At 71.9% G+C, this 13627-nt stretch carries 11 protein-coding genes and 2 pseudogenes; 6 read left to right on the top strand and 7 right to left on the bottom strand.

Annotated features, from left to right (window positions below; all coding sequences use genetic code 11):
- Positions 1 to 223, top strand: a 223-nt coding sequence (locus tag DEP02_RS35200; RefSeq protein WP_157977592.1) for a hypothetical protein, incomplete at its 5' end; no start/stop codon positions are given.
- 136 nt (positions 224 to 359) lie between these two features.
- Here the strand turns inward: DEP02_RS35200 and hemQ are convergent.
- Entirely contained in the window at positions 360 to 1091 is a 732-nt protein-coding gene (hemQ, locus tag DEP02_RS32305; RefSeq protein WP_112471227.1) for a hydrogen peroxide-dependent heme synthase, read from the bottom strand.
- Positions 1081 to 2549, bottom strand: a pseudogene (hemG, locus tag DEP02_RS32300) (protoporphyrinogen oxidase). The gene hemQ and the pseudogene hemG overlap by 11 nt, the downstream one beginning before the upstream one ends.
- Positions 2550 to 2711: 162 nt before the next feature.
- Here hemG and DEP02_RS32295 point away from each other — a divergent pair.
- Positions 2712 to 3704 carry a DUF4349 domain-containing protein gene (locus DEP02_RS32295; protein WP_112471225.1) on the top strand — a complete coding sequence of 331 codons (993 nt, stop codon included), beginning with the start codon at positions 2712 to 2714 and terminating at the stop codon, positions 3702 to 3704.
- Positions 3705 to 3732: 28 nt separating this feature from the next.
- Positions 3733 to 5121, top strand: a complete 1389-nt coding sequence (locus tag DEP02_RS32290) for an FAD-dependent oxidoreductase (protein WP_112471224.1) — start codon at positions 3733 to 3735, stop codon at positions 5119 to 5121.
- Between the two features lie 3 nt (positions 5122 to 5124).
- Here DEP02_RS32290 and DEP02_RS32285 read toward each other — a convergent pair whose 3' ends face one another.
- Positions 5125 to 5412, bottom strand: coding sequence for a hypothetical protein (locus DEP02_RS32285; protein ID WP_112471223.1), 288 nt, complete (start codon positions 5410 to 5412; stop codon positions 5125 to 5127).
- A 125-nt stretch (positions 5413 to 5537) separates the two neighbouring features.
- On the opposite strand from DEP02_RS32285, the gene DEP02_RS32280 reads away from it, so the two are divergent.
- The gene (locus tag DEP02_RS32280) at positions 5538 to 6356 is read left to right on the top strand and encodes a rhomboid family intramembrane serine protease (protein ID WP_112471222.1); all 819 of its coding nucleotides are present in this window, start codon (positions 5538 to 5540) and stop codon (positions 6354 to 6356) included.
- A gap of 233 nt (positions 6357 to 6589) precedes the next feature.
- Here DEP02_RS32280 and DEP02_RS32270 read toward each other — a convergent pair whose 3' ends face one another.
- The 3 genes from DEP02_RS32270 to DEP02_RS32260 all read right to left on the bottom strand — a co-directional run bounded on the left by DEP02_RS32270 (position 6590) and on the right by DEP02_RS32260 (position 10412).
- Entirely contained in the window at positions 6590 to 8821 is a 2232-nt protein-coding gene (locus tag DEP02_RS32270; RefSeq protein ID WP_232839378.1) for a thiamine pyrophosphate-binding protein, read from the bottom strand.
- A gap of 169 nt (positions 8822 to 8990) precedes the next feature.
- A complete protein-coding gene (locus tag DEP02_RS35965) occupies positions 8991 to 9536 on the bottom strand; it encodes a thioesterase II family protein (protein ID WP_157977591.1) in 546 nt (181 codons plus the stop codon).
- A 162-nt stretch (positions 9537 to 9698) separates the two neighbouring features.
- Positions 9699 to 10412, bottom strand: coding sequence for a TioE family transcriptional regulator (locus tag DEP02_RS32260; RefSeq protein WP_112471219.1), 714 nt, complete (start codon positions 10410 to 10412; stop codon positions 9699 to 9701).
- Positions 10413 to 10538: 126 nt separating this feature from the next.
- On the opposite strand from DEP02_RS32260, the gene DEP02_RS32255 reads away from it, so the two are divergent.
- Complete coding sequence (locus DEP02_RS32255; protein ID WP_112471218.1) at positions 10539 to 11525, top strand: ATP-binding cassette domain-containing protein; 987 nt, start codon at positions 10539 to 10541, stop codon at positions 11523 to 11525.
- Positions 11525 to 12349, top strand: a complete 825-nt coding sequence (locus DEP02_RS32250) for an ABC transporter permease (protein WP_112471217.1) — start codon at positions 11525 to 11527, stop codon at positions 12347 to 12349. The genes DEP02_RS32255 and DEP02_RS32250 overlap by 1 nt, the downstream gene beginning before the upstream one ends.
- 93 nt (positions 12350 to 12442) lie before the next feature.
- Here DEP02_RS32250 and DEP02_RS32245 read toward each other — a convergent pair.
- Positions 12443 to 13627: pseudogene (locus DEP02_RS32245) on the bottom strand (hypothetical protein); the annotation flags it as partial.

The following is a 13627-nucleotide window of genomic DNA, read 5'->3' as shown; positions in this document are numbered from 1 at the left end:
CGCGGAGCGGTCCCCCGGCGCGACGGCGGAGCAGCGCGGCACCGCCGTGGCGGCGGCGCGCGCCCGAGCGGCCGGTATCGACTTCGGCAGGTGCCCGGACGCGCGGGATGTGCCCCGCACCCGGAGCCGCGGCCGGGCGGTCCGACCTTCCGGGATTCCCGCGCGCGACAACTGCGGGACGCACTGCGGGGGAGGGACCGGCCGGCCCGCCGCCAGGACATGATCAGGCCGGCCCCGGGCCCCGCCAGGGGTCAGGCGAGACCCGCGACCAACTCCGCGATGTCCTTGCGGCGCCCCGTACTGCATCATCCGGGGGACAACCCCCGGACCCCCGGCCGGCCCCGGACCCCAGCCAGAGGTCAGGCGAGACCCGCGACCAACTCCGCGATGTCCTTGCGGCGCCCCGTGAAGAACGGAACCTCCTCGCGCACGTGCATGCGGGCCTCCGAGGCGCGCAGGTGGCGCATGAGGTCGACGATGCGGTGCAGTTCGTCGGCCTCGAAGGCGAGGACCCACTCGTAGTCGCCGAGGGAGAAGGACGCGACCGTGTTGGCGCGCACGTCCGGGTAGCCGCGGGCCATCTTGCCGTGGTCGGCGAGCATGCGGCGGCGGTCCTCGTCGGGCAGCAGGTACCAGTCGTAGGAGCGGACGAACGGGTAGACGCTGATGTAGTTGCGGGGCGTCTCGTCGGCGAGGAACGCCGGGATGTGCGAGCGGTTGAACTCGGCGGGGCGGTGCAGCGCCATGTTCGACCACACCGGCACGAGCGCGCGGCCGAGCCTGGTGCGGCGGAAGAGGTTGTACGCCTCCTGCAGCTGGTCGCTGTTCTCGGCGTGCCACCAGATCATCAGGTCGGCGTCGGCGCGCAGGCCCGAGAGGTCGTACGTGCCGCGGATGGTCACGTCCTTCGCGGCGAGCTGGTCGAACAGCTCCTGGACCTCGTCCGCGTAGCCCGCGCGGTCCTCGGGCAGCCCGTCCTTCAGCTTGAAGACGGACCACAGGGTGTAGCGGATGACTTCGTTGAGGTCCTTGGCCAGCTTGCCCTTGTTCGGGATCCTGGCGGACTCGGGGGTGGGGGCGTCAGCACTCATGGGGCCATTGTCCCGCTCCGCCGTGCGGGCTCCGCACCGGGGCCACGGTGAGTTCCTGCACACTCACGAGTCGCCGCCGAGCCGGTCCACCGCCGCGTACGCGCTCGCGATGCACGCCGGGATGCCCACGCCGTCGTACACCGCGCCGCACACCGCGAGGCCCGGGAGCTTGCCGACGTGCTCGCGGATGCGGGCCACGCGCGCGTGGTGGCCGACGGGGTACTGGGGCAGGCCGTCGGTCCAGCGGGTGACGCGGGTCTGCAGCGGTGTGGCGTCCAGGCCGGTGGCCTCGCGCAGGTCGTGCCGGGAGACCTCCACGAGTTCGGTGTCCTCCCGTTCCAGGATCTCCGTCTCGCCGTACCGCCCCACGGAGGTGCGCAGCACCACCACGTCCGGGTCCTCGTCGGCGATCCAGCCCCACTTCTGGGAGGCGAAGGTGGACGCCTTGATGGTCCGGCCGTCGACGGGCGGCACCAGGAAGCCGCTGCCCTGGGGCAGGACGGCGTCGGCGCGGCGGTAGGCGAGGGTGATCAGGGCCATGGAGGCGTACTCGACGGCCCGCAGCTCGGCGGCGGCCTCGGGGGACTCGGCGCGCAGCAGGCCGGCGGCGACGGGCGCGGGCACGGCGACGATCACGGCGTCGGCGTGCAGCACGCGGTCCCCGGCGACCACCCGCCAGGACGTGTGGTCCTGCCTGCGCAGCTCCGTCACGCGCGTGCCGGTCAGGATCTCGCCGCCGCGGGCGCGCACGGACTCCGCGACCGCGAGCGGCAGCCGGCCCACCCCGCCCTCGATGCCCATGAACACCGGCCCGGTCCGCTGTGCGGCGGCGGCCCCGGCCTGGATCTCGCGGACCCCCTCCAGCAGGGAGTCGTGGGCCTGCGCGGCCTGGAAGAGCTGCGGGACGGCCGAGCGCATCGAGATGCGGTAGGCGTCGCCGGCGTAGACCCCGCCGAGCAGGGGCTCGACCAGGCGGTCGACGACCTCGCGGCCCAGGCGCGCCGCCACGTACTCGCCGACCGCCACGTCCTCGCCGACCTCCGTGCGGGGCAGCTCGGCGTCGCGCTCGATGCGGGCGAGGCCCTCCTCGGACAGCACGCCGGCCAGTGCGGAGGCCGTGCCGGGGACGCCCATGACGTGCCCCTTGGGCATGGGGCGCAGGGCGCCGCGGGTCCAGATCGAGGCGGTCGCGGTGGCCGGCGGCTGGAGCCGTCCGGCGAGGCCCGTCTCGCGCGCGAGGTCCACCGCCTCCGGCCGTCGGGCCAGCATCGACTCGGCGCCCAGGTCGACGCGCACGCCCGCGATCTCGCCCGGCAGCAGCTTGCCGCCGACCCGGTCCGCCGCCTCCAGCACCGTCACCCGCGCCCCGCGCAGCAGCAGCCGGTGCGCAGCGGCCAGCCCCGCGATCCCGGCCCCGATGACGACGACATGGCCCGTGCCCGTACCTGTTGCGCTCATGTGCCCACTCTCTCAGACCCCACTGACGTTCCCCCCGCGCCCCGGTGTCCGGCACGAGTCCCGAACGTGACCGCATCGGAACCGTTTTCGGCCAACGTTCCATGTGGAGCGTGCGTCGAAGAAGCGACAGTCGTCACGACGACCCTTGGGGGGTACGCCCTTATGCGCGCACGACGTTCCGCTCGACGTTCCGTTCGACCCGGTCCCGCCCTGGCCGGGCTTCTGCTCGCCGCCGCGCTCGCGCTCAGCGGGTGCAGCTCGGGGGGTGACGGTGGCGGTGCCGGTTTCGCCGACAAGGCCGTCAAGGGCGACGCCCGCGAGGCCGCGCCGGACACCGGCGGGGGCAGCGGCAGGGGCGCGGCCTCCGACGCGAAAGCCACCGCGCCGCCCCGGATCGCCGCGAGCCACATCATCCGCACCGCCTCGCTCAGCGTGCAGGTCAAGGACGTGCCGAAAGCCCTGGACGCGGCCCGCACCGCCACCGAGAACGCCGGCGGCTACGTCGGCAACGAGACCACCAGCCGCGACGAGGACGGTCACACGGGCACGCGCGTGGTGCTGCGCGTGCCCGTCGACCGCTACGACGAGGTCCTGGCCGACCTGGAGGGCACCGGCAAGCTGCTCGACCGCACGGCGAAGGCGCAGGACGTCACCGGTCAGGTCGTCGACGTCGAAAGCCGGATCAAGTCCCAGCGGGCGAGCGTGGCGCGGGTGCGCGCGCTGATGGACCAGGCGACCGGGCTCAGCGATGTGGTCGTCCTGGAGGGCGAGTTGAGCCGGCGTGAGGCCGATCTGGAGGCGCTGCTGGCCCAGCAGGCGTCGCTGAAGGACCGTACGAGCATGGCCACCATCACCCTGTCGCTGTCCCAGACGCCGGAGCCGGAGGCCGCCGCCGACGAGGACCGGCCGGGGTTCGTGGACGCGCTGGCGGGCGGCTGGCGTGTGTTCGTCACCCTGCTGCACTGGTTCGCCCTGGCCGTCGGCGCGGTGCTGCCGTTCGCCGCGGCGGCGGCGCTGGTCGCCGTGGTGTGGCTGCGGCTCGTACGGCCCCGGCTGCCGCGCCGTCCCGCCCACGGGACTGCCCCCGTCCCTGCCCCCGTCCCCGCTCCTGCCACGCCCGAGCCGGCCGGGGAGCCGGGCGGTGAACGGGACTGAGAGGGCCTGTTCCCCGTAGCGTGTTCCCATGAGCATGAACGCCAAGGAACGACTGGTCGTGATCGGCGGCGACGCCGCGGGGATGTCCGCGGCGTCGCAGGCACGGAGGATGCGCGGGCCCGGGGAGCTGGAGATCGTGGCGTTCGAGCGCGGCCACTTCAGCTCGTTCTCGGCGTGCGGCATCCCGTACTGGGTGAGCGGCGACGTCGACGAGCGGGACCGGCTGATCGCCCGCACGCCCGAGGAGCACCGCGCGCGGGACATCGATCTGCGGATGCGCACCGAGGTGACGGAGATCGACGTGGCCGCGGGGCGCGTCCGCGCGCGGGACGTCGATTCCGGCGCCGAGTCCTGGACGTCGTACGACAAACTCGTGATCGCGACGGGGGCCCGCCCGATCCGCCCCGGCATGCCGGGCGCCGACGCGCCCGGCGTGCACGGTGTGCAGACCCTGGACGACGGCCAGGCCCTGCTCGACAGCCTCACGCGTGCGCGTGGCCGCCGGGCGGTGGTGGTCGGCGCCGGCTACATCGGGGTGGAGATGGCCGAGGCCCTCATCAAGCGCGGGTACGAGGTGACGGTCGTCAACCGCGACAAGGAGCCCATGTCCACGCTCGATCCGGACATGGGCCGCCTGGTGCACCGGGCCATGGAGGGCCTGGGCATCACCATGGTCGACGACGCCGAGGTGACCAAGGTGCTCACCAATGACGACGGCCGGGTGCGGGCGGTGGCCACCGAGGACGCCGAGTACCCGGCGGACGTGGTCGTGCTGGGCATCGGCGTACGCCCCGGGACGGCGCTCGCGCGGGCGGCCGGGCTCCCGCTCGGCGCGCACGGCGGGCTGCTCACCGACCGGGCGATGCGGGTGCGCGGCCACGAGAACATCTGGGCCGGCGGGGACTGCGTGGAGGTCCTGGACCTGGTCTCCGGGCAGTGGCGCTACGTCCCGCTGGGCACCCACGCCAACAAGCACGGCCAGATCATCGGCACCAACGCCGGCGGCGGCTACGCCACCTTCCCCGGCGTGGTCGGCACGGCGGTGAGCAAGGTGTGCGACCTGGAGATCGGGCGCACCGGGCTGCGGGAGAAGGACGCCCGCCGGGTGGGTCTGCAGTTCGAGACGGTCACCATCGAGTCGACCAGCCGCGCGGGCTACTACCCCGGCGCCTCCCCCATGACCGTCAAGATGCTCGCCGAGCGTCGCACCGGCCGCCTGCTGGGCGTGCAGATCGTCGGCCGTGAGGGCGCGGCGAAGCGGGTCGACATCGCCGCGGTCGCCCTCACGGCCGGACTGACGGTGGAACAGATGACGGCGCTGGACCTGGGCTACGCCCCGCCGTTCTCACCGGTGTGGGACCCGGTGCTCGTAGCGGCGCGGAAGGCCACGAGAAAGGTCCGCGGCGGCGCGCCCTGAGCGCTACGCCGTCGTCCCGTTCAGTCTCGGCAGCGAGGCGACCGGCCCACTGGACGTCACCGCCGTCGGCTGTTCGCCGGCCGGCCGGGCGTGCGCGGCGGTGGCCCGGACGGAGCGCAGCCGGTGGCTGACGGCCTCGTCCAGCGTGACCGGCCGCTTCATCTGGGACGCCAGCCGGCCGGCCTCCTGGCCGAGCCGGGCGACGTCCTCCCAGGGCAGCCGCACCACCAGCGAGATCTCGGCCTCTCCGTCGGGCAGCGCGTGCATGGGCGGAGCAACTCGGTCGTTCATCGCCTGTTCCTCACGTCGTCCCCGCGGCCCGCCTTCCCCGGGCCGCGGGTGCTTGAGAATGCATACGGACACGCGGACGGCGGCGTTCACCGGTTCGGCGAGCACATCAGGGGCAGTACTTTCCTGTGGTCATCCCCGTCCATGATGTGAACGCGGCACGGCGCACCCCCTGGGTGACGTACGCCCTGATCGCCGCGAACTTCGTCGTGTTCCTGCTCACGCCCGGCATCGCCGGCTCCGTGACGGGCGGCAGCTCGCTGGCGCAGCTGTGCCATCTGGAGGCGTTCACGGAGCAGTACGCGCTCGTGCCGAGAGAGCTGATCCACGGTCGGATGCCGTCGCTGGTACCGACCGGTGCCGTGGGCGTGGGCGTGCACGGCCCGGGCTGCGTGCTGGGCCCGCCGGCCTACGACAAGTCGCCCGTGCTGTCGGTCTTCACGGCGATGTTCCTGCACGGCAGTTGGCTGCACCTGCTGGGCAACATGCTGTTTCTCCTCATCTTCGGCAACAACGTCGAGGACCGCATGGGCCATGTGAGGTTCCTGCTGTTCTACGTGGCCTGCGGCTACGCGGCCGCATACGGATTCGCTCTCACGAACTCCTACTCCACCACTCCCCTGATCGGCGCCTCGGGAGCCGTCGCCGGCGTCCTCGGCGCCTACCTGGTGCTCTACCCGAGGGCACGGGTCTGGATCCTCGTCCCCTTCCTCCTCTTCCTGCCGCTGCGGCTGCCGGCCTGGCTGGTGCTGGGCTTCTGGTTCGTGCTGCAGGCGTTCTACTCCACCGGCGAGGCCGTCGCCGAGGCGGGCACCGTGGCGTACCTGGCCCACGTGGTCGGTTTCGTCGCGGGCATGCTGCTCGCCTGGCCCCTCAAGCCGGGCACTCCCCCACCGCCCGAACCGGGCGGCGTCCTCTTCGGACGGCAGGCGCGACGACCCTGGTAGGGCCACACGCCAGGGGCCAGGCAGCACAAGGAAAACCTGAACAACTCGGCGTCGAGCAACGCGTTGATCACCGGATGGTCTGCGAGCGCCTCGACGGCGGCCGCCACGAAGAATGGCAGGAACGACAGCTTCACCCCTTACGGCGGTGGGAGCCGTCCTTCTCCTGTGTCCGAAACCGCGCGATCGCGGTGACATCAACCTCGACAACGTGGCGTCAGTTCCCTGTGTTCTTGTCAGTCGACGATGTCGAGGGCTGCGCGGACGATGCTGTCGGTGTCGATGCCGTGGTAGCGGTAGACGTCATCAAGGGAGCCGGCCTGTCCGAACTTGCTGACGCCGAGCGCGGCACCACGCACGTTGTTGATGCCGGTGAGGAACGCGAGGGTGTGCGGGTGGCCGTCGAGGACGGTCACCATCGGCGCCGCCCGGTCGGCGGGAAAGACCTGATCGAGGATCCACGAAGGCCTGTCCGCGAGACCGCGCCGAGCCTGCATCGCCTCGAACAGCAGCCCCGGGCTGGTGACGCACACGACGTCGGCGGCGATGCCCTGTTCGACGAGACGATCAGCGGCGGCCAGGGTTTCGATCACCACCGCGCCCATACCGACCAACGTGACCGCGGCCCTCTCCACGTGCCGCAGGGCGTACGCCCCGGCGACCACCTGCCGGCGGCGGCGTTCGCGGGCCGCCGGGTCGGTGGGCACCGCGGCGAAAGTCTGATCGACGGGGCGGGTCGAGAGCCGCAGGTACGACGAGCTACCGTCGGGTCGACCCAATCGGCTGATGCACGAGAGTAGCGTCCACTCGACGTCGATCGCGAACGCCGGCTCGTAGCTGATGCAGCCGGGCTGCTCGAGGCCGATCGACGGGGTTTTGATCGACTGGTGCGCACCGCCTTCCGCGGCAAGGGTGACCCCGGACGGGGTGCCGACCAGGATCGACTGCCCACCCCCGTAGATCCCGTACGACCACGGCTCAAGGGCGCGTTCGACGAACGGGTCGTACATCACCCCGATCGGGAACAGCGGCTGTCCCCACCGACTCCACGTGGCTCCCAGCTCCCCCATCAACCCGACCAGGTTTGTCTCCGCGATACCCAGTTCCATGTGCTGTCCGGTGGGCTTCTCCCGCCAGTGCATGATCGTCTCGGCGTCGTCGGCGAACCAGTTGCGCCGCTCGTTCGGAGACCACACACCCACCTTGTTCAGCCAGCCCGCCAGATTCGTGCTGGAACTGACGTCGGGGCTGACGGTGACGACGCGTTGTGCGGCGTCGGGTGCTTGGCGGCTGAGGTCGAGCAGGACCCGCCCCAGGGCGGTCTGGGTGGTGGAGGTACCGGACGGGGTGCGGCCCATGTCGGCCGGGACCGCGGGCGGGGTTGCCAGCTCGACGGGGTCACGTTTGAGCCTCTGGGCGGAGGCGGTGCACACCCGGCCCGCGGTACTGTCCGGGTCGAACCGCGACCACGGATTCGCCGGGTCCATGCCCAGTTCGACGGCCAACTGCTTGTACTGGTCCACCGTCAACAGCGACGAGTGGTTCTGCGGATGCCCCTGCGTCGGCAGCCCACGACCCTTGATCGTGTAGGCGATGATCACCGTCGGGCGGGTGTCGTCTATCTGCCCGTACGCCGCCCGCAGGGCGTCCAGGTCGTGGCCGCCCAGGTTACGGATCGCCCGCAGCAGGGTGTCGTCGTCAAGGCCGGCGATCAGCGACCCGATCGCCGCGGCGTCCGGGCCTTGCCCGGGCAGCCGGGTGCGCACCTGCTCGGCGGTGCACCGCAGTAGTCGCTGGTACTCCGGGTTCGGCATGTCCAGGATCCGGGTCCGCAACGCCGACCCGCCCGGGCGGGTGAACAGCGATTCCAGCAGGGCCCCGAACTTCACGGTGATCACCTGCCACCCAGCGGCGGAGAACATCGATTCGAGTCGGCCCGTGGCGATTTTCGGCACCACCCGGTCCAGGGACTGCCGGTTCAGGTCGACGATCCACACGATTTCACCGAGTTCGGCGACGGACGGGTCGAGGATCGCCTCCCACACCGCACCCTCGTCCAGTTCGGCGTCACCTACGAGCGAGTACTGCCGACCCGTCCCGGTCGACCCGATCCGGGTGTCGACGAAGCGGCGGGCGATGGCGCCCCAGATGGGAGCCGTCGCACCGATCCCGACCGACCCGGTCGAGTAGTCCACGGGATCCGGGTCCTTGGTCCGGCTCGGATACGACTGCAACCCCCCGAACTCGCGCAGCGTCGTCAGATACTTCTCGTCCAGCTCACCGAGCAGGTAGTTGATGGCGTGCAGCACTGGTGAGGCGTGCGGTTTGACCGACACCCGGTCCCCCGGCCGCAGTTGCCCGAACCATAGCGACGTCATGATCGACACCATCGACGCACTCGACGCCTGATGCCCACCGACCTTCAAACCCGATGGGTTCGGGCGCACCCGGTTGGCGTGATGGATCATCGCCGTCGACAGCCAGAGCACGCGACGCTCGATCTCGCGAAGCACCTCAGGTGTTGGTGACTGTTCAGAAGGGGCGTGGAGATCGATCGTGCGAGTGCCGTTCATGATGTCCGTCCTTGCCTGTGAGATCTTGGGGCCACCCGAGTAGGGCACCTCGCCCCCGGCCTCTTCACCGCGTGAGGTGGCTCGTCACATCCGTCACCAGGTCTGTCGGGTTCCCCGTCGGGTGGAAGTGGCCGCCCGGGTGGAGGTGGGTGGTGAAGGGGCCTGTGGTGGTGTCGGCCCAGGCGGTGAAGTGGGTGGGGTCGTCCTTGCCGTGGTAGCAGCGGACCGGGCAGGGGCGTGGGGGGTGCGGCGGGGTGGTGGGGCGGTAGAGCTCACTGGCGCGGATGTCGGCGCGGAGCGCCGGGAGCATCAGTTCGCGGAGTTCGTCGTGGGCCGCGCTCTCCGGGTCGGCGCCGCCGAGCCGGAGACGAAGAGGTGGCTGGAGGGCCTGCCGCGGGCGCGGAGCAGGGCCGCGGTCTCGTAGGCGACCAGGGCCGCCGAGGCTGTGGCCGAAGAGGGCGTACGGCGCCGGGGCCGCGCGGAGGGGTTCGGCGGCGACGCAGGCGCTCATCTCGCGGACCGCCTCGACCGCGGGCTCGCCGAGCCGGTCGCCGCGGCCGGGGTACTGCACGCCGTACAGGGAGGTCTCCGGCGGCATCGCGGGGCCCACACGGCAAAGGTGGTGGCGGAACCGTCAGCGTGTGGGAAGCACACCAGGGTCACGGCCGACCGGGCCGCCTCGGAGAACGGCCGGAGCCAGTCGCGCCGGTGGCGCACTCGGTGCTGCATCGTTCGAGCATCGCAGGGCGGGAGGGAGTGGGGCGGGGGTCTGTCAGGGTTCCTTCAGGGAGAGGTAGTCGGCCAGGAGGGAGGCCGCGTTCAGCATGGCCAGGCCGCGTGCGGTGACGCGCTGGCGCCAGTTGTCGAGGGCCGCCTCCAGCGCCTGTGTGTCCCCAGCCGCCCGGATCTGCTGGACCACGGTGGCGATCAGTTCGAGCGGGTAGCGGCCGCGCCGCAGGAAGTGCGCGAGTTCCGCGTCGCGGATGTCGTCTGCGTCGTACGTGCGGTGGCCCGTGTCCGGCCGGCGGTCCGGGGCCAGGACGCCCGCTTCCTCCCACTTGCGGATGGTCGCCACGCTGACTTTGAGGCGGTGGGCCAGCTCCCCGATGCTGAAGGGCTGGGTGTGCCTCGGGGCGCGCCACGCGTCGTGCGAACGCTTCGTCAGGTGGGCCAGCACCTCGGCGACCGCGTCCAGGGTGCCCCGGTCCCGCAGGAGTTCGGCGTGGCTCCGGTCGATGGCAGCCATCGCGTCATTCAGCCGCCCCTCGGTGACGGCCCGCATGATCGTGCCGCCCTCGGCGTATCCGTGCGCCGGGACGAGGGCCCGGTACGCCCGCAGGGCCGCGGCGTGCCGCTCGGTGTACCGCCGGTATCCGGTGGGCGTGCGCTCGGCCGGCGGCAGGAGGCCGTCGCGCTCGTAGTTGCGCACGGTCTGCGGAGAGATGCCGTGTTCCTGGGCGAGATCGGCCGGTCGGAAATATGCCATGTTTGAAACTCTACGGCTCAGGAGGCCCGCGTCAGCGGGAAAAGATTCAACGGGATGTTCAGGTGTAGCTTCCATGCCCAAGGTAGCCCGGAGATTCGTCGGATCCTTGGAGAGGAACCACTGGAGATGCCAGCAGCCATCGAAGTAGCTGGACTGTGCAAGAGATTCGGCTCGGTGACCGCCCTCGACAACCTCGAACTCACCGTGCCGGAGGGCACCGTGCACGGCCTGCTCGGCCCCAACGGCGCGGGCAAGACGACCGCCGTGCGCGTCCTGAGCACCCTGCTCAGGCCGGACGAGGGGAAGGCCGAGGTCTTCGGGCTCGACGTGCGCAGCAACCCCCTGTCGGTGCGCTCCATCATCGGTCTGACGGGCCAGTACACCGCGGTCGACGACATGCTGACCGGGTGGGAGAACCTGTGCATGATCGGCAGGCTGTTCCGCATGTCCACGGCGGACACCAAGGCCCGGGCGAGCGAACTGCTGGAGCGCTTCGACCTGATGAAGGCCGCCGGCCGGCCGGCGAAGACCTACTCCGGCGGCATGCGCCGCCGGCTCGACATCGCCGCCGGGCTCATGGGCCGCCCCCAGCTCATCTTCCTCGACGAGCCCACCACCGCCCTCGACCCGCGCAGCCGCATGGACGTGTGGCGGATCGTCGGCGAGCTGGTGGCCGACGGCACCACCGTCCTCCTCACCACGCAGTACCTGGAGGAGGCCGACCACCTCGCCGACTCGCTCTCCGTGATCGACAACGGCAGGGTCATCGCCAGCGGCACGCCGGACCAGCTCAAGGCCGAGGTCGGCCAGACGTGGGCCGACGTGACCCTCATCGACATCACCGCTGTCGACAGGACCGTCCAGATCCTGCGCGAGCGGCTCGGCACCCAGCCGGTCGGCGACCCGGAGGCGATGCAGGTGCACGCCCCGCTGCCCGACGGCATGCCGCTGAACGAGCTGCTCAACCCGCTGCGGGACGCCGGGATCGCGATCGCCGACGTCGCCGTGCGCCGGCCTACGCTCGACGACGTGTTCCTCGCCTTCACCGGACAGACCGCGACGGCACGCGCCACCGAGAACACCGGCACCGACAAGAAGGGCGGCAAGCGCTGATGGCCACCACGTCCCTGGACGCACGTCCCGACGTCGTCGCCACCCAGCAGCGCAACGGCCTGTTGTGGTGGCTGTCCGACGCCTGGCAGATGGCGCTGCGCAACTTCCGGCACCTGCTGCGCAGCCCCGAGCTGGTGATGTTCTCCCTGGTCCAGCCCATCATGTTCATCCTGCTGTTCGCCTACGTCTTCGGCGGGGCGATCAACGTCGAGGGCGGGAACTACCCGCAGTTCCTGCTGCCCGGCATCCTGGTGCAGATGGTCCTGTTCGGCTCGGTCGCCGGCACCACGATCGGGGTCTCCACCGACATGAGCCGCGGGCTGATGGACCGGTTCCGCTCGATGCCGATGAGCCGTTCCTCGGTCCTCGTCGGCCGCTCGGTGTCGGAGATCGTCCGCAACGTCGCGTCCGTGCTGGTCGTGGTGTTGATGGGCCTGCTCATCGGCTTCCGCTTCCAGGGCGGGTTCCTGGCCGCCGTCGGCGGAGTCTCGCTGCTGTTGCTCTTCGGCTACGCGCTGACGTGGGTCGGCGCCGTCATCGGCCTCTCCGTCCCCAACCCCGAGGCCGCGCAGTCGGCCGGCCTGATCTGGATCTTCCCGTTCAGCCTGATCTCGTCGGCGTTCGTCCCCACCGACACGATGCCGTCCTGGCTCCAGGCGTACGCCGAGGCCAGCCCCATGACCACGACGGTCAACGCGCTGCGCGCCCTGTTCAACGGCGCCCCCGCGACGGACTACGTGCTGCTCACTATCGGCTGGTCGATCGCCCTCGTCGCGGTCTTCGCCCCGCTCGCGACCCGCAAGTACAGTCGGCGCTCCCAGTGACCCGGCGACGCTGAACGGAGCGCTCCCACATGGAAACGGCCGCCCGCTCGATGAGCGGGCGGCCGCCGTCGTACCGCGTCCGGGAGGGGAGCCTCAGCCCTCCCCGCCGATGGCGGCCGGGTCGCCGCCCTGCCGGGGCGGGTTCCACCAGCCGCCGACGTTGTACGGGCCCTGCTTGCCCGTCGATACGACGTAACCCGCCGCCTTCCCCGAGGAGTTGAGGGCGTTGACGTACGAGCCCAGGCTCTCGTCGCCGAGTTCGGTCGTCCGCACCCGGCCGTTCCGGGCCGGCTCCCACATCACCGCGGTGAACGGGAACGCGGTCGAGCCGGGGACGGGGCGGATGCCCACGATCCGGCCGCGGTCGTTGACCTCGAAGGCCACCTGACCGGGAAGTCCGACCGGAGCCGCGTCCGCGCTCGGCCAGTAGACGGCGGTGGGCGCCGTGCCGGGCGCGTTCATCCGCCAGCCGACGACCATCCCGTTCTCGTTGCGGTCGGTGGCGAACGTGTCGCTGCCGCCGCCGGAGGAGAGCGTGTGCGGGATCAGGGTGCCGGGCTCCCACACCGTCGCGGTGTGGTGCCACACCTGCTCGCCGGCCGGGGACACCAGGCCCCCGGCCACCCCGCCGCGTTCGTCGAGCGTGCGTGCGATCGGCACGGGGCCGGTGCCCGCGGGACCGGTCGACGGGAGGGCGGTGTACGTCCGCTTGGCTGGGTCCCACAGGAAGGAGCCCACCGGGAGGCCCACGCCCGTGGAGTCCGTGCCGACGACGAGCACCGTGCCCGCGTCGTTGAGGTCCACGGCCTGGGCGCCGGCGGCGCCGGGCGGCAGCGGAAGGACCTCCAGCCCGGTGCGCGGCCGCCACACGAAGGGCTCCGGCAGCCCGGCATCCGGTACGGAGCCGAGTGTGCCGACCACCACGTCGAATCGGTTCACCGCCTCGGCCCGGGTGCTGCGCCCGTCCGACGGCGTGAGGTCGGTGAGCCGGCCGTCGTCGGGGTCCATGAGGAAGGCGTGGGTCGTCCCCGTGCCCGGCACCGCGCTGACGCCGACGATCACGCCGCGGTCGTTGATGTCGGTGGCCTCGCTCTGGCTGCCGGGCCCGGCGAGCGAGCCGACGCCGTGGAACCGGACGCCGGTCCCGGGCCGCGCGCCGCCGGCCGCCGTGAAGCCGCCGTCGGAGGCCGTGAAGCCGGCCGGGAGGGCGGTCCGGGTCGTCGGCGTGCCGGCGAGCGACGTCCCGCCCACGACGGCGCCGCGGGCGGCGTCGGGCGC

Origin of the sequence: Streptomyces triticisoli (assembly GCF_003270085.1) — a bacterium.
GTDB lineage: Bacteria > Actinomycetota > Actinomycetes > Streptomycetales > Streptomycetaceae > Streptomyces > Streptomyces triticisoli.
Note: the sequence above shows the minus strand (reverse complement) of the source record. Positions and strands in the feature narration are given on the sequence as shown.